Source organism: uncultured Treponema sp., from assembly GCF_946187725.1.
GTDB lineage: Bacteria > Spirochaetota > Spirochaetia > Treponematales > Treponemataceae > Treponema_D.
Map to the genome: position 1 here is coordinate 1 of NZ_CAMHSK010000008.1, position 22,127 is coordinate 22,127.

The following is a 22,127-nucleotide window of genomic DNA, read 5'->3' on the forward strand; positions in this document are numbered from 1 at the left end:
CAAAAAGGATTTAGAAGATGATTTGAAATGTTTAGGACTTCCGTATGGAAATAGTTCTAGAAACGAAAAATTTAGTATAATTGAAAAGAGAATGTATCCTGTTACAGAAGATTTTCCAAGAATTGTGCCAGAATCATTTAAAAATGATGTAATTCCAAATGGTATTACCCATATTGTTTATAATGTTGATCTAGGAGCAGTTAAGAATTATACATCATGGTAAGATCTCAAAAGTTTAAAGTTATTGAAACATTTAGTGGTATAGGAGCACAAGCGAAAGCTCTTAAGAATATAAATGCAGATTTTGAAATTGTTCATACCGCAGATTGGGATATAAATGCAATACTAGCCTATTTTGCAATTCACAAAGATACTATCGACTTTTCAAAATATAAGTCTGTAACTTCCAATGAAATTACAAATTTCCTCAAATCGTGTTCACTTAGTTCTGATGGGAAAAAGCCAATTACAGAAACTATGTTTAACAAATTATCAGAGCAAGTAAAAAAATATTTATATATTGCAATAAAAGAATGTAATAATCTCGTAAGTATAATGGATGTAAAAGGAAATGAAATTCCAGAGGTAGATTTATTTACTTATTCATTTCCTTGTCAGGATTTATCTTTGTGTGGTGCATGGACTGGAGGAATATCTGGTATTTCTCGTAATGCACACAATCGTTCTGGATTACTATGGGAAGTTGAAAGAATACTCTTTGAAATGAATGAAAATAAACAAAAACTGCCAACTTTCTTATTAATGGAGAATGTCCCAAATATTCTTTCTCCAAAGCATTTACCAGATTTTAATGACTGGAAAAAATCGCTTGAATCCCTGGGATATATTAATCAAGTATACGTTCTAGATGCTCGAGATTTTGGAAAGATTCAAAAAAGAAGAAGAGCATATATGATCAGTGTACAATATGGGGCAGATGAGGAGAAAAAAAGAAAGCTTCAAAAGTTTTTTATAGAGAATAATCTTGAATTTAAGATTCCGAATAGAAAGGCTAAAAGAAACTTATCTGATATTCTAAAAATTGATTATTCAAATGAAATTTATCTTCAGGAAGCGTTGGCAAGTACACCAAATGATACACCGTCACGTCAGGTAATTTATAATAAAAATGCACATTTACTAAACAATGGAAAACCAAAAAATATGTTAGTAGATTGTGTTACAACAAAACAGGATAGAAATCCAAATTCAGGAACAATAGATTTACCTGAGGAATTATATAGAGATGGAAAAGCAAAGTGGCGCTTCTTGACTCCAAGAGAATGCTTTATGCTTATGGGGTTTGATGAGGAAGATTTTTCAAAGGTAAAGAAATTAAATACGTCATTATCAATAAGAAAAGATTTCATGTCACCAGAAAGAATGGTAAAATTAGCTGGTAATAGTATTGTTGTAGATGTTCTAGAAGAAATCTTTAAGCAAATACTTTATATAAAAGAAAGCATTTTGTAGGAAGGTTCAAATGATTAGTTATCAATTATTTCCAAGATCTGTTGCAATAACACCAGAAATAAAAAAAGTAATTACTTGCTTTGAAAATGTGGCAACTCTAATTGATTCAACGGTATTTGATACCTTAGTTTCTAATGATGTTTTAAAAATTGTTGAACCAGAACTTACAAAGATTGGGTTTCAAGTTGAAACAGGAAAAACGGCAGCGGAAATGATAAATGTACCTGTATTATTTGGTAGAAATAATGTACCAGATAAGTATTTTAATGCTGATGCTCTTAGTTCAGATGGTAGGATTGTTATTGAGGTTGAAGCAGGAAGAGCTGTTGTTAATAATCAATTCTTAAAAGATATATTTGAAGCTGGCTGTATGTTTAATGTTGAGTATTTAGTTCTGGCGGTGAAGAATCTTTATCGTGGTTCTAATGACTTTGAAAAAGTATATACATTTTTAGAAACATTGTATATTTCAAACCGAATTAAACTTCCAATGAAAGGAATTTTGCTATTAGGATATTAATTCTCCGGGCGTTGCGGGGTGTTCCCGCAGAAGGGGTAGCGGAAAACGCCGTAGGCGGTTGGAGCGAGGGGAAGACTTTCCCCTTTATCAATTAATACAAGAAGGCACTGCTATTGAATAAATCTTATCAAATCCCAGATTTACCACTTTCGTTCAATTTTGAATCTGTTGCGATTTTCAAGCAACTTACACTTGCTTCTCGTGCGCTTGCTGAGTTGAAAGAAAACCATCTTATTGAAAAATATGTACCAAAGGTGATTTAATATGGGTAAAAAAGTTTTGAAAAAAATATCAAAAATAAATCGTGGAAACATTATGTTTTATGTGTAAAATATAATTGTTTTGGAGTGGATAATATTATGTTTGAAAATGGTTCTATATGGATAAAAGCAGATTTTCACTTGCACACAAAGGCTGACAAAGAATTCGGTTATACTCAATCAGAAGAAGATAGAAAAAATGGTTATTCACCAGAAAACACTTTTTCAAATGATTATGTTAACTCGTTAAAGACAGCAAATATAAATATTGGAATGATTACAAACCATAACAAATTTGATAAAAATGAATTTGACTGTTTACGAAAAAAAGCTAAAAAAGAAAACATATTTTTAATTCCGGGAGTAGAGCTCTCTGTAAATGAAGGTGCCAATGGTGTTCATGTTTTGATTGCCTTTTCAGATGAATGGATTTCAGATGGAAAAGACTTCATAAATCCTTTTTTAACGAGTGTTTTTGCGGGGAAAATCCCTGAAGCCTATGAGAATGAAAACGGGAAAACTGATAAAAATCTTATAGATGTTATTCAGAGCCTTAATGGTTTTAATAAAGATTATTTTATCATTTTTGCGCATGTCGAACAATCTTGCGGGCTTTTTAATGAATGCAAAGGTGGAAAATTGCAAGAATGGACGAATGATTGTTATGCATCTTTACGAGCGCATACTTTAGGATTGCAGAAAGTTCGTACTGAAGAAAAGAGAGATAACTTTAAAAGATGGCTTAATGGTTGGTATCTAGCAGAGGTTGAAGGTTCTGACTGTAAATCACTATCTGAAATAGGTGCTAAATCTGGTGAATGTTGGTTAAAACTAGGGGAATTGTCTTTTTCCGCCGTAAAATATGCTTTGCAGGATTATTCCGAGCGTGTAAAAAAAATGCCACCTAAAAAAATACAACATTCCTATATCAAAAGCATTGCATTTGATGGTGGAGTCCTTGATGGTAAAAAAATTTCATTTTCCCCAGAATTAAATACTCTTATCGGTATTCGTGGTAGTGGAAAGTCTTCTGTACTTGAGGCTTTGCGTTATGGTCTTGGTATAAAAATGCAAGCTAATACTTCTGACAAAGATTATAAGGAAAATTTGGTCAATTATATGATTGGAAGTGGTGGTAAAATAACCATTGAGGCAGTTGATAGGTTTGGACAAGAATATATCGTTTCTCGAATTATGAAAAGCTTACCAGATGTATATATAGACGAAACTATTCGTCCCGGACTTTCAATTTGTGAGACAGTCGTTCATAAACCCCTTTATTTTGGTCAAAAGGAACTTTCTTCAAGCAGCGAGAGTTTTGGCAATGATTTGGTTGAAAAACTTGTCGGAAATAAACTTTCTGATATTCACATAAAAATTGAAAACCAAAAACAAAAAATTCAGAATCTTGTTTTTTCTCTTTCAAAAACAACAAATGTTGAAGAAGCTCTTGCAGAGAATAAAAAGAAACTTGCAGATGCGGAATATAATTTGCAGAAATTTTCTGATTTTGGCATAGATGAAAAATTAAAAAAGCAAACGGCATTTACAGCAGATGAGCATTGGTTATATTCTGTAACAGAATTGTTTGCAGATTTTGAAGACAAAAATTCATTCTCTATGGAACAACTGAAAAATAAATTAAATGAATTGTTAACATATTCCTCTCAATACAATAAAGAGAATCTTTCTGCAATAAAGGATAATCTAACTCAATTATATGCTTTGATATGTGACCTATATTCTGTTTATCAGAAGATTTTTGATAAAATAAATGCTTTCTTCGACTTGTCTGATGAATTTATGAGCAAACGAAAAGTTGCAGAAGAAGAGTTTGCAAAAATCCGGCGGGAATTAGAGACAGAAATCAGAAAAAATGGACAAACTCCACTCAATATCGATGATTTTAAGAATCTGAATACACGCATTATTCAAACAAAAGAAATGATCGAAGCTCTGAAATTGCAGAAAGATGAGAGTTCGAGGTTGCATTCAGAATTGCTTAATGAACTGTCCGTATTAAATGAGCTTCACAGAGAGGAGTTTAAAATCATTCAATCAGAACTCACCAAGATAAACTCGACAGAGACAGGTTTATCAATAAAGGCTGAATTTAAAGAGGAAAAAGATGCCTTTTTGGCCCTGATGAAAAATACATTCCGTGGAACAAAAATTCGCGAAAATTTATATAAAGAAATTGTCGACGAGTATACTGATTTTTCCGCAATATATAGAGATAAAGATTTTTATTCAAAATATCCTAATATAAAGGTTGCTTTTGAACCTGTTTTTTCAGCACAACTTTCAGCCTTATTGACTTATCGAGTTCCAGATAAAATAACTATATTGTATCGTGGAAAAGAATTACGACAACATTCATTAGGTCAACGTGCTTCTGCTTTAATTTTGTTTATCCTCAGCAGTCAAGAAAGCGATGTCATAGTCATAGACCAGCCAGAAGATGACTTGGATAACCAGACAATCTACAATGATGTCATAAAATTATTAAAAAAAGTCAAACCAAATGTTCAGTGTATCTTTGCAACCCATAACGCAAATTTTCCAGTTCTTGGTGACGCGGAGATGGTTCATTCTTTTGATTTTTCAGATAGCAAACTTTCGATTTTGTCAGGAAATATTGACAGTTGCTCAACACAAAAACAGATAATTGGTATAATGGAAGGCGGTAAAGAGGCATTCTCAAAAAGACAGGAGATTTATCAATCATGGAAGCTGTAGAAGTTCTTAATATTATTTCGCGTGGAGAAGATTCAAAGCATCAGTTTAAAAAAGAAATATCAAATCCTGAAAAACTTGCGTCAGAACTTGTTGCATTCAGCAATACTCTTGGCGGGCAATTATTTGTCGGTGTGAATGACGATGGTACTATTGCTGGATTAACTTCAGAAGAGGTAAGAAAGTTGAATCAGCTAGTTTCAAATGTTTCATCTCAGTGTATAAATCCATCAATAAATGTTGAAACAGAAAATATACAGCTTCCAAGTGGTTTGATTGTTGTTATAACTGTTCCAGACGGTATAAGCAAACCATATATGGATAAAGACGGTATCATTTGGGTAAAAACTGGTAGCGATAAGCGCAAAGCTACAAGTCGAGAAGAAATACAAAGAATATTTCAGCGACAAGGCCTAATTCATGCTGATGAAACAGAGGTTAAAGGATTGTCTTTTTCCGATATAGACCTCGAATATTTTAAGGATTTTTTTTACAGACAATATGGATATGACTTAGATAATCAGCCTAATCCTTTAGAAAAAGTTCTCGAAAATATGAACCTTTCTCATGATGGCTATTTGGATATTGCAGGAGCAGTTTTGTTCGGGAAGGATATTTCATATAAACTACCTCATCTTATTGTGAAAGCTGTTGCATTTAAAGGGAAGGAAGAAACCGATTCTGAATATAAAGATAAGCGAGAATTAAAGGGAAAACTAGGTGATATTTTTCAGCAATCTGTTTCTTTTGCATTAGATTATTGTGAACATCAGCAAGGAAAACAAGATTTTAATTCAAACTCAATGCCTACTATTCCTCGTCAAGTAATAGAAGAACTTGTTGCAAATGCTCTTGTTCATAGAGATTATTTTGTTCCTGCGACCATCAAGCTTTTTGTTTTTTCAGACAGAATCGAAATAATCAGTCCTGGACACCTTCCAAATAATCTGACTATTGAAAATATAAAATCGGGAAATTCTGTATGCAGAAATCCAATTATAGCCTCGTTTGCTTCAACTTTATTGCCATATAGCGGGATTGGAACTGGAATTCGTAGAGCAATAAAATTACACTCTCATATAGATTTTATTGATGATAGAGATGGCAATCTTTTTAAAGTAACAATTTGGAATGAATAAGCATATCGAATTTTTTAATTATCGTACCCCTGTCACGACAATCTATCAGGGTGTTGCGTGCTGAAGACCTTGCTGATGCGCAAGGGGGTGTAAGGGCCGCGAAGCGGAACGCCGCAGGCGGTCGGAGGCGAATAGCCGTAGCCCTGAAAGACCCGGCGGCGAAGCCGATGCGCCCTATGATATCTTAAAATTACATTACCCCTCCGCTTTTCTTTTGATATTTTCCTTGATTTTTGGTGTTTTGGTATTAAAATTATCTTTATGAAGCAAAGAATCATTATATTTATTACTGCTTTTGTAATATTGCCAATTTTCAAGCTTCCGCTTTTTTCTGAGTCTTCGGGGGGTGGGCATTCGTTTTTTGCTGGTCTTCATGGGGATTTTACACTGCCGGGAATTTGCGGTCTGGATAAGACTTTTGGTTTAGGCTGGGGGCTTGATGCTGAAGCGGGGTTGTATATCCAAAATTTCTCTCTTGGGCTTACGGCTGGGCGTTCACAGGTTGATGATGAGGGCTCGCTTGTAAAAACTATGCAAGAAACAAAATTCGGTGTCGAAGCCGGCTATACTTTCGATAAAACGGTGATTTCTTTTATGCCGTACTGGCTTGGTTTGCGGCCAAATGTTTCGGTTTTACTGGATTTGTACGAGTCGGAGGGCTATCGCTCAGAAAGCAAAAAATTAATCGGGCTGAAGGAAACTTCAAAAGGTACTTCGATTGCCTTTGAGGGCGGCCTTTTTGCTGATTTTATCAATCTTATTCATAGTGAAACCTTTTCTTTAATTCCTGTTCTGGGATACAAGGAAACGGTGCGGCTTGAAGATGACGGGCCGGTTCTTTCGGGAAATCTTTCGCTGGGATTCCGTCTGACTTATACGCCGCCGCCACCGGTTGATTATGATGAATGGCTTGCTGGTTTGAGCGGCGGTTCGCTTGTTGTTAAGGCTCCGACTCGTTCAAAAACCTTCAGTCCTGATGGTGATGGGGTTGACGACATTGTTGTGTTTGATGTTTCGAGCGATGCTGATGAACACGGTGGAGTCGCAACTTGGGAACTCCGTGTATATGATCCTGGAAACAATCTCTTCTGGTCTCAGAAAGGCAAGGGCGAAGTTCCAGCAGGCTTTACATGGACTGGAGAAAGCATTAAGGGCGATCCGGTTGAAAGCGGTTGTCTGTATCAATATGTTTGGTACATCAAGGCAAAGGACAATGCTGACGGCTTTATTCCTGGTCTTATCTCTACCGGCATTATGATTAAAGAAAATGACGGTATTCTTTCATTCTCTCTTTCTTCAATTCAGTTCGGGCCGAATTCTGCTGAATTTGACAACATTAGCGCGGAGCAGGCTCAGCGTAACCATGAACTGTTTGATGCTGTCGCTGAAATCCTCAAGCGCTATAGTGATTATGATGTTACCATTGAAGGTCATGCAAACAATGTTTCTGGTACGGAACGCGAACATATAAAAGAGCTTCTGCCTCTTTCTCAGGCTCGTGCCGAAACTGTCAAGCGAGAGCTTATTGCACGCGGAATTGACGGTGAGCGCATTACGGCTGTTGGACGCGGTTCTGAAGCAATGGTTTCAACCAAAAAAGAAGACTGGTGGAAGAACAGGCGTGTTGAATTCCACATGTCTAGGAAAGGGAGGTAGAATATGAAGCATTTTAAAATCTCCCGGTTTATTTCATGTTTTGTCTGTGCATCTTTATTTCTGATTACGGGTTGTATGGACTTGTATGACGATGATGAAGTTCCGACTAGTTTTACCGTAACCTTTGTTGGAAACGGCGGAAGCTATACAAAAGACGGAAATCCTGTGCTGGAATATACTCAGGGCTTTTATTACGGTGTTGAAGTTGCTCTTGATGATAATCTCTTTAAGCGTGAAGGATATAATTTCAAGGGCTGGTCACTTGTGCAGGATTCAGAAACTGCAAAATATGCAGACAGAGCGAAAATGCAGGTTTCGGCTGACATGACTCTTTATGCGGTTTGGGAGCAGATTTTCTTGACAGTAACCTATGCTGATGGGGTGGAAAGTCTTCCTGATGCGAGTACAGAACCTCTTACGGTTCCTGCTACTAAAACATATGCTTATGGTTCAAGTGTTACTGTTGATTTCGAGACTGTGCCATCGCTTGATGGCTATACATTCATCGGATGGTTTGATGGTGCAAACAATGTTCTTTATAAAAGTTCTGATGAAGTAAAGTATTTTATTGTTACTTCACATGTTGTTCTCCGTGCCCAGTGGCTTGAAAACAGCATTGACGGAAGCGGAATCGACATCATTTGGGATGACAGTTACAGCGATATTGAACTTTTCAGCTGTAAAATCAGTGGCGAAAAGGGTGAGGTCTTAACCTTTACCCCAAAACAGGAGTATGAAAGCTGCAGCTGGTGGATAAGCAACAGTCAGGATAAAAAATCAACTGACAAGATTTTTGTCTGGAATACAAGTGAAGAAAAAGCGGGTACATATTATGTAACGCTCGTGGCATCTGACGGCTCTGATTCTTACAGGGCTTCGAGTATGATTGTAGTTGTCCATAAGTAAGTGAGGTGGCTATGAAGTTTTCACAATTATCACATTTATATAGAAGCATTTTGATTTTTCTCGCCGCTTTTTTGTGTTTTGCCTGTACGGATGTGTTAAGCGACCAAAAAAATCAGCAGGAATCTGATTCTGCCCTCTGTGAAGTCAATTTTGCAATGAAGGATGCGGGAAGTTCTGTCGCGAGAACTGCTCTGCCGCAAAAACTTGACCTCGAAAAGCTGTATTACACTCTTGATGTTGAACCTGCTTTTGAGGGAGTTGATAGCAAGCATTATCCTGAAAGCGGTGAGTGGAACTATGCTTCCATTCGGACGGCAAGGTTTCTTCTTACTGCCGGAACATGGAAATTCACGCTGAACGCTTACAATGATGCAAAAATGTCTGTTCTGCTTCTTTCAAGCGGTTCCACAAGTGCAGAAATTAAATCTGGTGCAAACACAATCACCTTTAAGATGCATGAACCTGAATCTGGATACGGTGAATTCAATATGGAGTTGAAGGTCGCTTCTAATGTTACGGCGGCTTCTGCAACTCTCTGTCATATCGATGGTGAAGATGTTACCGCAGAAGAATTAGGCTCTGTCTGGAATGCAGAAACTGACGGCTCGATTACACAAAGCTGGACTGCTGAAGAGCTTATTCATGAACAGGAAGAAAGCGAAACTTTGTATTATGCAGCTTATTCAATCAAAAACATTAAGAAAGGCTGCTATATGCTCCGCTGGGCTCTTACATACGGAAGCGGCGAAAATGCTGAAACTAGGACATTCCGTTCACTTGCCGTCATCGCTCCTGGAAATACGAGCAATGAAAGCTATGATGTTAGCGATAGTGAATCAAATACCAATGTAAGGTCATTTTATACAGTTACATATAATCTTGCTGCTGAGGGCGATGAAGTAAGTCCTGAAAAAGTAGTTGATGAATCACTTTATGAAGCCGGAGATTCTGTAATCATAAAAACATTTGAGCTTACGCGTACAGGCTATGTTTTCAGTGGCTGGATTAAAGAATCTACTATTATTACAGCATCTTCTGACGGAAGTCCTTTTACATTCAAAATGCCGAACCACAATGTAGTTCTTACGGCACAATGGGTACAGACTGATTTTACTCTTACTTTTAATGGCAACGGTGGCAAAACTGCTGCAGGTGTTGAAGAAGTAGAGCAGTCTTTTGCAAAAGATGTTCCTCAGACTCTTCATAGTAATCATTTCGTAAAAGATGGCTATGGCTTTGTAAAATGGAATACAAAACCTGACGGTACAGGTATTTCTTATCCTGACGGTCATTTCCTTTCAATTTCAAAAGACACTGTTTTGTATGCTGTCTGGGGCAAAAATCATACCGTTACCTTCAATGGAAACGGTGGCAAAATACCTGAAACTAATGAAAGCGAATATTCTCAGGAATTCATTTCAACTGTGTCAGCTAAACTTTATGAAAACCGATTTGAATACACAGGAATGAGTTTTGCGGGCTGGAATACTGATAAAGATTCAGAAGTGACTTTGCCTGAGTATTCTGCAGAAAAATCACTCGTTTTTGCAGATTCAGATTCTGATTTGACTCTTTATGCTATATGGAAAGTAAATAATGTCACGGTAACATTTAATGGAAACGGTGGCAGCTTTATGCAGGATTCCGAAGAAATTACTGAAACGATACAGAATTTTGCAGCAAATACTACTAAAAAACTGGACATAAATCCATTCTCTAAGGAAGGATATGTCTTTGTTGAATGGAATTCAGAGCCTGATGGATCTGGAACTGAGTATTATACAGACGGGCAAGACTCTCAGTTTACAAAAAATACTGTGCTGTATGCTGTCTGGAAAAAAGTCTATACGGTGACATTCAATGCAAACTACGAAGGAAGTTCACAAGAAGATGTAGTGCAGAAGTTTATTGAAGGTGAGACTGCTCCTCTCAATTCTTTTGCAGAATGTAACTTCAAGCGTTCAAATTACAATTTTATCGGCTGGGCAGAATCTCCTGAAAGCGATAAAGTTGTTTACGAAGATAAGAAGGAACTTTCTCTTACTGAAGATATAGTTTTGTATGCTGTCTGGGAAAATCAGATTGTACCTTACACAGTAAATCACTGGCAGCAGAAATTGGATGCAATTGACGGTGAGTATGATAACAATAATTATGTTAAGGTTTATACTGATGACTTAACGGGTAAGGCTGGAAGTTTTACAGCGGCAACTTCAAAAGGTTATCCTGGTTTCACTGCCTTTACGGTTACAAACGGCGTACGCGATGAAAAAATTGAACAAACAACGATTTTTAATGATGGTACGACGGTTGTGAACATTTATTATGACCGAAATGTTCATACCGTAAGCTATGATAGGGCTGTTGAAGAAAGTGAAATGAGCGAGGGCGAAACAATAACGATTCCTGAGACAATCAGTGTCCGCTATGGAGCTAGAGTAAACATCTGTTTTGATGCTGAGAGAACAGGATATACTTTTGACAGCTGGGTTGTTGCTGATGATGACAATGAAACTGTATATCAAAGCAGCGGAACACAGGCTTTCACAATGGGCGACGAAGATGTAATTCTCAAAGCAAAATGGAATCCAAGAAGGGATACCGTATATAATGTCTGCCACTATAAGCAGGAACTGGATTCTAATAACTATATGCGGCCTAAAATCGTTCCTTTGCGTGGTACCACGGCAGATATTATCATAGTTGAATTAGAGAATTATGAAGGCTTCACTGCAAAAAATGATACTAAGGAATACAGAATTTTGTCAGATGGAAGTCAGGTAATAAACATTTACTATGATAGAAACACGCATACAGTCACTTATGACGCAAATGTTGCAGGCTCTACAATAGCAGTTCCTGTTGACAACACTCTCTATCGTTTTGAAAAAGAAGTTGAGGTTAACTTTGACGGAATGAGTGATGTTGGGGTAAGAAGCGGCTATACATTCCTGGGCTGGGCATTAAGCAAAACTGCGACAGTGCCTGATTATTCTGATACTGAATCTGGAGAGAAAACCTTTATCATGGCTGACAGTGATGTAACTTTGTATGCCGTATGGAAAGCAAATGAACTTTCTGGTGAAAGCATTACTGTTGAGCCTCCAGAGTACAGTGATAAAGATTTGGAGCTTTCTGTAACAGCAAATACAGGCTCTTCCGTTACATTTACAGTTGCAGCTGGCTATCAAAGCTACGCCTGGTTTGTTGACGGTCAGCCTGTAGCATTTACCGGTGGAACTCCTGTTGAAGGAGCAGATACGCGCTCTTATACATGGGATTGCTCAAGTCTTGTTGCGGACAATTACAATGTCATGCTCATGGTTACTGATGATGCTGGTCACATATATACAGCTACCACTTATGTACAATTGGCGAAATAGGAGGGAGATATAATGACGATGAAAACAATTAAATCATACTGCCGTCTTGCACTTCTTTGTATGATGGCGCCACTTTTCTTCTCCTGTGACAACATGGAAATCTTTGAAGGTGCTGATTCTGGCAATAAAAATCCTGTGCGAGGAACTGTCACTTTTTCACTTGAAAAAGACGAGCGCACTGTCCTTCCAACATCAGTTGACACATCGAGCCTTTCATTTGTCTTAAGGGCTGTCGCACCAGAGGGCGAGGGCATTACTGCTCCAGAAGATTTGACTTCTGGAATAAAATATCCTTCAATTAACGAGCTTAAAGCGGCAAATTTTAACCTTGATGCTGGTGAGTGGATTTTTAACCTTTATGCTTACAAAAATCCTACACTTTATCAGGCAAAAAATGAGGATAATGAAAGCGAACATTATGGAGAATACACATATTCTGGTGAGTACAATGAGACAGACCTTGTGCTTACAGGTGAAAAGGATGTAACCATATCTGATGGTGCAAATTCTGTTGTTTTTCAAATGGTTGCTGCCGAAAGCGGAACAGGAAGCGTAAGCGTCACTCTTAACTGCGATCTTGGTGAGGAGACTGTAAGTACAATCACTGATGTAAAAGCTGTTTTGTCTAATACAAACGGAACTGCTCTTGCTGAAGGAATTGTCACACAAAAAGACCCGGAACTTACCCCTGCTGCAAGTAAGGGAAAGTATACTGTTAGCTATGAAAACGACTCTGTACCGAAAGGTTCATATCTTCTGACATTTACATTCACTCTTGAATATGGAGATGCAGAGGAAATCAAAAGCTACTACAGCACAGGTGTCACGGTAGAGCCAGGCACATTGAGCAAATCAACAGAAGAAGTCAAAGAACTCAAAGAACTCAAGCAGAGATATACGATTGTTTATAAGAATGTAAAAGATGACGGAACTGTAGAAGATTTTACTTATTGGAAAGATGGATATACTCCGCCTTTGTCTTATAATCCTGCTTCAAAAGCACTTGTGACTTTACCTGGAAAAGATGATATTCAAATGGCTGATAAAAGTTTTGCAGGTTGGTGGAAATCTTATGACAGTACAAACAAAATATATACAGGAAAAATTTCTTCATTCAGACCAACAGATGATACTGGAAGTTCAACGGCATATACGAAAGGAATACAGGTTTACTATGCAAAGTGGGGCGACCTTGCTGTGTATGTGTCTGAAATAAAGGGAAATGATAGTTACTATTTGGATAATTCAGATATTTATGTTTCTTCAGAGACTCTTCCGCTTAAGACTCTTGGAACAGCTTTGACTTATATAAAGAGTAAGGCAACTGCAGGAAATAAATGGGAAATCTATATTGACGGTGCTGTCAGTGGTACGGTTATTTTTTCTGACTCTTTGGGAAATAATGTTACCGAACTTACAATTAAAAGCTACAACAAAGATAAAAACAACGATATTACTGATTCTTTGCTTGGAAGTTCTGGCAAGTCGGCACTTTCTGTTCCTGATGTGGAAATTCCTGTTATGGTACAAGATTTAACTCTTAAAGGCGGTTCTGGAGTTGAGGGTGCTGGCTTAAATGTTGGAACCAAAGCATGGGTCTATCTTGATAATGTAACGCTTACTGAAAACAAAACAAACGCAGATGGAGATACAATCGTTAAGAGTGGCGGTGCTATCTTGAATGCGGGAACATTGACCTTAAACAACTGTGTGCTTACCAAAAACACAACTTTGGGAAATGGTGGTGCTGTATTCAATCAGGGCACACTTTATATCTGTGAAAAAACTGTAATTGGCGGTGAAGATAACGGTAATACTGCGGTAATATCTGGTGGCGGTATATACAATGATTCAACTGGTAGGCTTTATATCGGATATAATGTTACTTCTATAGATGATGAGAATCCGATTTCTAATCAAGACGCATTTACAGGAAGTATTTCTTATAACTCAAGTACAACAGTCGGTGGTGGTATTTACAATCAAGGCCGCATGTACATGGCTAGTGGTTCTATCAATAATAATGAAGCTCCTGCGGGTGCTGGTGTCTACAATACTGTTGGCTCGGGAACTGCCCCTGGTATCTGTACTATTACGGCTGGAACAATAAGTGCTAACACAGCCACAACTGGGGCCGGTGGCGCTATCTGGAATAACGGAACTTTGACTGTTTCGGGAACATTTGACCAGAATATTGCAGCCGGTTCAGGTGGTGCGATTTACAGCGGAAATGCCCTTACCATTGGTACTGCAACATTTACGAACAATGAGGCAACAGCAGGCTCTGGTGGTGCTGTTTATGCAGACGGTGCAGTCTCGATTGTTCAGGGAACATTTACGAACAATAAGGCACTGGCAACAAACTGCTCTGGTGGTGCAATTTACGGCGGCAGCACGGTTACTGTTAGTGAAAGCATAATTGCAGAGTCAAATACAGCAAGCGCTTCTGGCGGTGCAGTATATGCTGTTGGAGCTGTAACAATTAAAACTGGTTCATTTACTTCAAATACTGCAACAGGTGGCTCTGGTGGTGCGGTTTACAGTGAAATTTCATTTGAGTCAAGTGCACTCATTACCATGAGCGGAAATAAAGCCGAAAATGGTTCTGGTGGTGCGATATACAGTGCTGGAGCAGTTACTGTTCCAAACGAAAGCATGATTAGTAATAATACAGCATTGACTGCAGGTGGTGGTATTTATGCAGGTGGTGTTGTAACGATTGCTGGCAGTACATTCAGCGGAAACAGCCTGACTGCTACTGCTGACGGAAAGGGCGGTGCAATCTATATTGGAAATTCTTCCGATGAGTCTAACATTACAGGCGTTACGATGACAGAAAACTCAGCGGCTAACGGCTTGGGTGGTGCTGTCTACACAGAAGGAAAGCTTAACCTTGCTTCTTGTAATGTTGGTGAATCTGAACATGGAAATACTGCTTTGAATGGTGGCGCTGTATATAATGCCGGAACTCTTACCCTTACAGGCACAAGTTCTGCTCCATGCTCTGTAAGCTACAATTCTGTAAGTGGCGATGGTGCAGGTATTTACAATGCCTCGCTTGCAACTTTGACACTCAAAGGAAACAGCGTGCTTGAACACAACAATGCCACAAGCGGAAACGGTGGCGCTGTTTACAATGAAGGAACATTTGTGATGTGCATTGACGGCGGCCAAACCCCTGTAATTTCAAACAATACCGCCGCAAACGGTGGCGGTGTATACACAGGCGGTGCAAGTGCAACATTCACAATGAGTGCCGGTGTAATAAAGAGCAATTCAGCTAATACAAACGGTGGTGGTGTATACAACACTGGAAGTATGTTTATGTATGGAACTGCGGTCGTTGGTGACAGTAATGCTAATGATTATGCTACTTCCACATCTGATTACTACTCAAATATAGCTAAAGATGGTGGTGGTATTTATAATTCTGGTAAATTGTATCTTGGATACAGTTCTGAAATACAAGCAGAAATATTACTTACTGGGGTTTATTATAATCTTTCTGCAAATACAAAGAGTGGTGCTGGAATATATAACTCTTCGAGCGGTGTTGTTACAATGAATTCTGGAAATCTGGCCTTTAATAGGGCTACTGCAGATGGTGGCGGAGTATATAATGCTGGTACATTTGTTATGTCTGGAGGAAGTATTTATAGAAACTGGGCGAAAGCTGGAGGTGGTGTAAATATTGCTGAGGGAGCTACAATGACAATATCTGATAAAGCTCTTATAGGTGATGCTTCACTTGTTAATACTGTTTCATATTCTAACTATAGTAAAACTTATGGTGGTGGTATTTATAATTCAGGTACTTTAATAATTTCAACTAGTGCTGTGCAAGATGATTATGCTGGCATTTACTGTAATAAATCTAGAATTGGTGGTGGAGGAATTTATAGTATGGGCTCGCTAATCATTAGAAGCGGATATGTAGTTGGAAATATGAGAGATAAAGACGAAACGGAAGATGAAGGCGATGAAGGAGATAAGGCTGGTGTACAAGGAGTTGTTTCAGTAGACAGTGTTTTAACAAATGTCCAATCCGACTAGCCCAGCCCAGAGTCTGCGTTAGCAGGCTCGAATCCGTGTGGCAGTTTCACGAATCCGTGACTCATTAGCCCAAATTCCCCGGACAGGCAATTCCGTGTGACAATACCTCACATCGAACTGCCTGTCCGTTTTTTTTGCCTTGACGATGCGGTAGGGATAGTAGCCGCGTCAGTTGCGTAGTGAGCCCTTTTGCGAGGCAAAATGAGCGAACGGAGCAATGGAGCGATAGCGGAACGGCGGATAGCCCGGCTCCGACTGTTTCAAACAAGACGGCATATTGCTTTTACAGGGCGGCATGGATGCCGCATTGCCTAAAAGAGCAGGAAAGCCGCGAGTCGCTTGCGACTCGTGATGACATGAATGTCGGAGACCGCCCTGATTTTTTCGTCATTGTTCAAAAAACTTTTTTGCACTAAAATCATCCTGTTATGGGAATCGAAGTATATGTTTTTGACTGTGACGGTACAATCATTGATTCGGGTGAAGACATTGCCTCTTGCGTGAATGCTTCGCTTAAACAGTTCGGATTTTGGACTGTCGATGTAAATAAAATAATTACTTTTTTGGGCGACGGAACTAAAAATCTTCTTCTCCGTTCCCTCAGTTTTTCCACAAAAAATCGCTTTAATCTTGAAACGCCTTATAATCAGAATCAGTTTGCGCTTCTCATGCAGTTTTACCTGAATCTTTATCATTCAAATCCTGTTGTCAAAACCCATCTTTACGCAGGAATCAGGGAGCTTTTAAAAGTCCTCAAAAACAAAGGCAAAAAAGTCGTTCTTCTTACGAACAAGCCGGAAAGCATCGCCCGTCAGATTCTTGAAAAACTCGGCGTGCTTGAATATTTTGACCTTCTTGTAGGCCCTGAAACAAAATGGGAAGACGGTTCATCTCTAAAAATGAAGCCTGAATGCGACGGTCTTGAATATGCACTTGATTTCTTCAATAAAAACTCTAGCAAAGCCTATACTAAAGAAAATTTCATCATGATTGGAGACAGTGCGCAGGATATTCTTGCCGGTAAAAACTTCGGATGTAAGACCGTTGCGTGCCGTGGCGGAATCGGTGACAGGCAGAAGCTTATTGACTCAAAACCCGACCTCTGTTTTTCGGTCGCAAGTGAAATCGAAAAATTCATCGATATTCTTTCGGAAGACAGCTGTGACGATTTTATCAAGAATTTTGCGATGAAAAACGAAATTCCAATCATGCAGGATGAGGGCAGTGACTTTATCTGCGAATACATAAAATCGCACGGTGTAAAAAGCATTCTCGAAATCGGAACGGCAATCGGCTATTCGGCGGTAAGATTTGCAAAACTTGCGGATGACATTAAAGTCACCTCAATCGAAATCGACGAAGAACGCTACAAAGCGGCATGTGAAAATGTGTCAAAAAATGACCTTTCTGAGAGAATTACGCTCCTTTTCGGCGACGCATTAACTGCTCAAATCGAAGGAAAATTCGACCTTATCTTTATTGATGCGGCAAAGGCTCAGTACATCAAATTCTTCGAAAAATACAAGGAAAATCTTTCTGAAAATGGCGTGATTGTGAGCGACAATCTTTCTTTCCACGGAATGGTCGAAGATTTGAGCCTTACGAACAACTACAGCACAAAAAAACTTGTAAAGAAAATCCGAAAATACATTGATTTTCTAAAGACGAATGAAGAATTTGACACGGAGTTTTTTGACAAGGGAGACGGAATTTCTGTGTCGAAGCGCAGACGGCAAGACAAAGCTTGAAATCTGTGTTATATTTTCGGAGGTTTTGAATATGAAAAAATATTTGTCACTTTGTGTTTTTTTTGTTTTTGGAACGCTTGCTTTTTCGCAGGTTTCGGTCGAAATTAATGATTTTTTCTATAAACAGGCTCAGATTTGGGAACTTCGCGGATTAACAACAACTTTGCCGCAGATTCGTCCGTATCCCGTAAATGTGATTAAGCGTATTCTGGATGATGTAATTGAAAACGGCTCTGAAAAGGATGCTGAACTTGCAAAAGGCGAGTATGAGAGGATTTTTCAGAAAAGCTTTTCTCCTTACTTCAAGGCGACTGGCGGCGCAAAAATCAGTCATGAAGAAAATGATTTTGATTCTGACAATTCTGTGAACAAAGATTTTCACACCGAAGTAGGAATCGGCGGGGATGTTATTCTTCATGATTTGGTTTCGGTCGGCTACAAATTCGGAATTTACGCTCAAAAGAACGAATTTTCCGCTCATTCACAGCTTTATACTTCTATGGAAGAAGATTCAATTTTTGATCCAGTCGATGCAGGTCCTCTGACGGCTTATCTCAACTGGAACATGAATGTTGCCGTAGGAAATCAAAGCGTTTACGGAACAGGCGGCATGAATCGTCTTGGTTTCGGGCCTTTTATTGCTGACGGTCTGGCATTAAATGATGCGGGTTATCATTCGGCAAACCTCACTTTCAATGCGACTACTGAAAAATGGAGCTATGCTTCTGCTTACGAGACAATCGGTGCAACCCGTAACATGGGCGCAGAAATTGACAGTTCCTGGCTTGATTCGGGCAAATATCTTGCTTTCCATGCGATAAAATGGCACGCCTTTGAGAAATTCAACCTCACTTACTACGAGAATATCATTTTCGGACCATACAACAACCTTTCGTACATCACACCAGCACCTTATTATGCGGTTCAAAATATCGGCGGTGCAAATGATAACCTTCAGATGGGGCTGCTTTTTGAAGTGAAGCCGGTTAAAGGCCTTGATTGGGCAACAGATTTCTTTGCTGATGACATTGAGCTTAACGAGGTCTTGAAATTCAACTTTGATACGAAGTTGCGTTTTGGATTCCAGACAGGCATTGTTTATGCCCCGGAAGAGTCGCTTTGTGAACGGCTGACTTTCAATTACACTGCGGTCATGCCTTATGTTTATGCTCATTGGCAGTATGATGATTCAAGGACTGGAGCTTTTGACGGAAAAACCTGGAACCGTCAGAACTACACGAATTCAGGCGTTAATATCGGTTCTGCCCTTGACCCAAATTCTGATAAGATTTCGCTCACTGCTCAGTTTGCACCCGCTAAAAACCTTAAATTGAATCTGTTCGGAAATTTTATCCGTCATGCTAACGGTGCCGAAGATTTTTCTGATGACGAGGCTGCGGAGTATATGCTTGCCAAAAAAGGCACATATGCTACGAACGGCACTTTGTATATGACTCAGATGTTCGCCGATGCAACCAGCTCACATGGAAAGCATGTTGATTCTGCATGGAAAAAACTGGGCTTTATGACAAGCGACCACAAGATGTATGTCACACAGCTCGGTCTTAATGCTGAATATTCTTTCGCACGCACAAAATATGGAAAATTCTCTCTTTGTGCTGGATACACCTTTGAATATGTCAAAAACAACGGAGTCAACGCACATATTTACAAAGGCGGATTGATTGACGATTTGAAGATAACCACAACCGAAGATGGAAAATACAAAATCGGGGGCGGTTCAACTGAATACACATGGGATGAACTGAAACAGAGCAAAGAGGTTCAGACAGCGGTAAATGCGGCCCGTGAAAACTGGGTAAGCCAGCTTTACGACAGCCTGAATCACTACATCAGCGTGTCGATGAAATACAGTTACTAAATAAGACACAGATCTGTGTCTAAAATTTGAGGAAGAATTATGGAACTGAATAAATTTTATATTGGAAAGATTGGTGAGCTTATCTTAAAAGGCTCTAACATCAAGATTTTTGAAATGCAGCTTGTAAAGAACACTAATGCCTATTTAAAGAATGTGAATGCGCGGGTTCGGCTCAATTCGGGCAGGCTTTATGTCGAATGTGACGAGGACGCACAGGAAAGGGTTGAATTTGCGCTCAATCATCTGATTGGAATTACCGGCTGGGCTGAGGCAGTTGTCGTTGAAAAAAACATCGAGGCAATCAAGCAGGAAGTCCTGACCGAAGCGATTAAGGCTCGCGACAACGGAGCAAAAACTTTCAAGCTTGATGCCCGCCGAAGCGACAAATCGTTCCCGCTTGACCATTATGGAATTTGCTGTGAAGCTGCAGAGCTTGCTTACGGTCAGAAAATCCTTGATGTCGATGTAAAAAATCCAGATGTTGTGATTATGATTGAAGTCCGCGACAAGTGCTTTGTTTACTCAAACCGCACAAAAGGCCGCCGCGGATTGCCGGTTGGCGTGAGCGGAAAGGGGCTTCTTTTGCTTTCAGGCGGATTGGATTCTCCGGTTGCAGGGTATCGTATGCTTCGCCGTGGAATGACCATTGATGCCGTTTACTTCCATGCTTATCCGTACACGAGTGATGAGGCAAGGGAAAAGGTTGAGCATCTTGCAGAAATCCTTTCTCATTATGGACTTCGCGTACATATCAACACCGTTCCGTTTACTGAAGTTCAGATGCAGATTAAGAAAAAATCTCCTGAAGCATACACAACTTTGATGCTCCGTCTGTGCATGATGAAATGTGCCAACATGATTGCAGAGCGAATCGGTGCTTCATGCTTGATTACCGGCGAAAGTCTTGGTCAGGTTGCAAGCCAGACAATCGAGAACATGAGCTGTACCGAAAGCATGGCCGAATTCCCGCTTTTGCGTCCTCTCGTAGGCACTGACAAAGAAGAAATCGTAGAAATCGCCAAGGAAATCGGTACTTACGAAACATCGATTTTGCCGTATGAAGATTGCTGCGTTCTTTTCAGTCCGCGTCATCCAGTTTTGCGCTCAAGTGTCGAAGAGGCTCAGAGAATCTACAAGGAGCTTGAAGTAGACGAGCTTGTCAAAAAAGCCTACGAAGAGCGTGAAATCAAGCGATACGAAGTTTAGAAACTTGAATATCGAGTTTTCAAAACTCGATATTCAAACTCTTTACAATTCATAAGATTTATCAACAAATAAAGCTTCAAATTAAAAAAAATCCCTTAAAATTCACTTCTTTTTATTGACTTTTTGCGCAATCGGTTGCACAATATAAGTATGAGCAATCGGTTGCGCAATTCTAGTTTTACAATGGATGACATCGCACAGGAGCTTGGCCTTTCCAAGAGCACGGTTTCTCGCGCTTTGTCGGACTCTGGAAGAATCAGTCTGGAAACAAAAGAGAAAGTTCGTGCCTGTGCGCAAATGCATGGCTTTAAGCCGAACCTTGTTGCAAAGGCACTGGCAGGGCAAAAAACTTTCAATATTGCGGCAGTCATGCCTTATGAAGCAAATGCCACTCAGATGATGTTCTTCCACGACTGTCTTTCCGGCATTGTGAGCAGGGCTGCAAAGGATGGCTACAGTGTGCTTGTGTGCATGACTGAGAGCGATGACAACGAAATCCTCAAGAGTGTTCTTGAAAACGGTAAGGTTGATGCGGTTATTCTGACTCAGTTAAAGCATGATGATAAAAATGCGGCTCTTGTAATTGAATATGAGATTCCTTTTGTCATCATCGGTTCTGGTTCACTTGAAGGTGCGGTTTATGTCGATTCACGCATGAAGGAAAATTGTGCTGAATTTACAAGACTTTGTAACCGCGCTCTTAGTGAGGGCGGAAATGTTCTTTTTGTATGCGGTTCTCTTGATGTCGAGGCGAACAACAATCGTCTTTCGGGATTTTTGAGTGGCATGGAGAGCATTAAAGAAAAATCGCTCAATTATGCAGTCTGCACTGATTTTTCGGACATTGCTGATGAGCTTTCCCTTAAAAACTGGAATCTGATTCTGTGTTCAGATGATGTGGTTTGTATTCAGGTGCTGGAGATTCTTAACGCAAATGGAATTCAGGCTGGAAAGGACATAAAAATTGCTTCTTTCCATGACAGCATTCTGCTTGAATCACACATGCCTCCAATTAGTGCACTTCAGGTCAATGCATTCAGTTTGGGAGAAGTTTCTGCGGAGCTTTCTTTGAAGGCTTTGAAGGGAATTGATTTTGAAAAGCTTAATTATGTGGACTGCTCGTTTGCAATGCGGGCATCTACCGAATCAATCGATTGTTGAACTA

Annotated in this window: 15 protein-coding genes; all 15 read left to right on the top strand. The window is 39.4% G+C overall.

Translation table 11 applies throughout. The features are described from left to right. The coding region (locus Q0Q74_RS04850) for a PD-(D/E)XK motif protein (protein WP_294429077.1) at positions 1 to 223 on the top strand (223 nt) is incomplete at its 5' end. Continuing rightward, positions 217 to 1,473, top strand: a complete 1,257-nt coding sequence (gene dcm / locus Q0Q74_RS04855; protein ID WP_294429079.1) for a DNA (cytosine-5-)-methyltransferase — start codon at positions 217 to 219, stop codon at positions 1,471 to 1,473. The genes Q0Q74_RS04850 and dcm, both read left to right, overlap by 7 nt. A 10-nt stretch (positions 1,474 to 1,483) precedes the next feature. Then, the gene (locus Q0Q74_RS04860; protein WP_294429081.1) at positions 1,484 to 1,993 is read left to right on the top strand and encodes a hypothetical protein; all 510 of its coding nucleotides are present in this window, start codon (positions 1,484 to 1,486) and stop codon (positions 1,991 to 1,993) included. 113 nt (positions 1,994 to 2,106) lie between these two features. Next, positions 2,107 to 2,256 (top strand): hypothetical protein, encoded by a 150-nt coding sequence (locus Q0Q74_RS04865; RefSeq protein WP_294429083.1) that lies wholly within the window; start codon positions 2,107 to 2,109, stop codon positions 2,254 to 2,256. 84 nt (positions 2,257 to 2,340) lie between these two features. Next, positions 2,341 to 4,992, top strand: coding sequence for a TrlF family AAA-like ATPase (locus Q0Q74_RS04870; RefSeq protein WP_294429085.1), 2,652 nt, complete (start codon positions 2,341 to 2,343; stop codon positions 4,990 to 4,992). Further along, complete coding sequence (locus Q0Q74_RS04875) at positions 4,980 to 6,128, top strand: RNA-binding domain-containing protein (RefSeq protein WP_294429087.1); 1,149 nt, start codon at positions 4,980 to 4,982, stop codon at positions 6,126 to 6,128. The genes Q0Q74_RS04870 and Q0Q74_RS04875 overlap by 13 nt, the downstream gene beginning before the upstream one ends. Positions 6,129 to 6,389: 261 nt before the next feature. Then, positions 6,390 to 7,784, top strand: coding sequence for an OmpA family protein (locus Q0Q74_RS04880; protein WP_294429089.1), 1,395 nt, complete (start codon positions 6,390 to 6,392; stop codon positions 7,782 to 7,784). Between the two features lie 3 nt (positions 7,785 to 7,787). Next, complete coding sequence (locus Q0Q74_RS04885) at positions 7,788 to 8,690, top strand: InlB B-repeat-containing protein (RefSeq protein WP_294429090.1); 903 nt, start codon at positions 7,788 to 7,790, stop codon at positions 8,688 to 8,690. An 11-nt stretch (positions 8,691 to 8,701) separates the two neighbouring features. Then, the gene (locus Q0Q74_RS04890; protein WP_294429092.1) at positions 8,702 to 12,073 is read left to right on the top strand and encodes an InlB B-repeat-containing protein; all 3,372 of its coding nucleotides are present in this window, start codon (positions 8,702 to 8,704) and stop codon (positions 12,071 to 12,073) included. Positions 12,074 to 12,091: 18 nt separating this feature from the next. Then, positions 12,092 to 16,126: a hypothetical protein gene (locus Q0Q74_RS04895; RefSeq protein ID WP_294429094.1), complete on the top strand. Its 4,035-nt coding sequence runs from the start codon at positions 12,092 to 12,094 to the stop codon at positions 16,124 to 16,126. Positions 16,127 to 16,305: 179 nt separating this feature from the next. Further along, positions 16,306 to 16,542, top strand: coding sequence for a hypothetical protein (locus Q0Q74_RS04900; protein ID WP_294429095.1), 237 nt, complete (start codon positions 16,306 to 16,308; stop codon positions 16,540 to 16,542). A gap of 12 nt (positions 16,543 to 16,554) precedes the next feature. Next, positions 16,555 to 17,874 (top strand): HAD hydrolase-like protein, encoded by a 1,320-nt coding sequence (locus tag Q0Q74_RS04905; RefSeq protein ID WP_294429097.1) that lies wholly within the window; start codon positions 16,555 to 16,557, stop codon positions 17,872 to 17,874. A gap of 31 nt (positions 17,875 to 17,905) precedes the next feature. Continuing rightward, the gene (locus Q0Q74_RS04910; protein WP_294429099.1) at positions 17,906 to 19,756 is read left to right on the top strand and encodes a hypothetical protein; all 1,851 of its coding nucleotides are present in this window, start codon (positions 17,906 to 17,908) and stop codon (positions 19,754 to 19,756) included. Positions 19,757 to 19,795: 39 nt separating this feature from the next. Next, positions 19,796 to 20,962, top strand: coding sequence for a tRNA uracil 4-sulfurtransferase ThiI (thiI, locus tag Q0Q74_RS04915; protein ID WP_294429101.1), 1,167 nt, complete (start codon positions 19,796 to 19,798; stop codon positions 20,960 to 20,962). A gap of 150 nt (positions 20,963 to 21,112) precedes the next feature. Then, on the top strand, positions 21,113 to 22,123 hold the full coding sequence (locus Q0Q74_RS04920; protein WP_294429102.1) for a LacI family DNA-binding transcriptional regulator: 1,011 nt from the start codon (positions 21,113 to 21,115) through the stop codon (positions 22,121 to 22,123). The last annotated feature ends 4 nt before the right edge of the window (positions 22,124 to 22,127 follow it).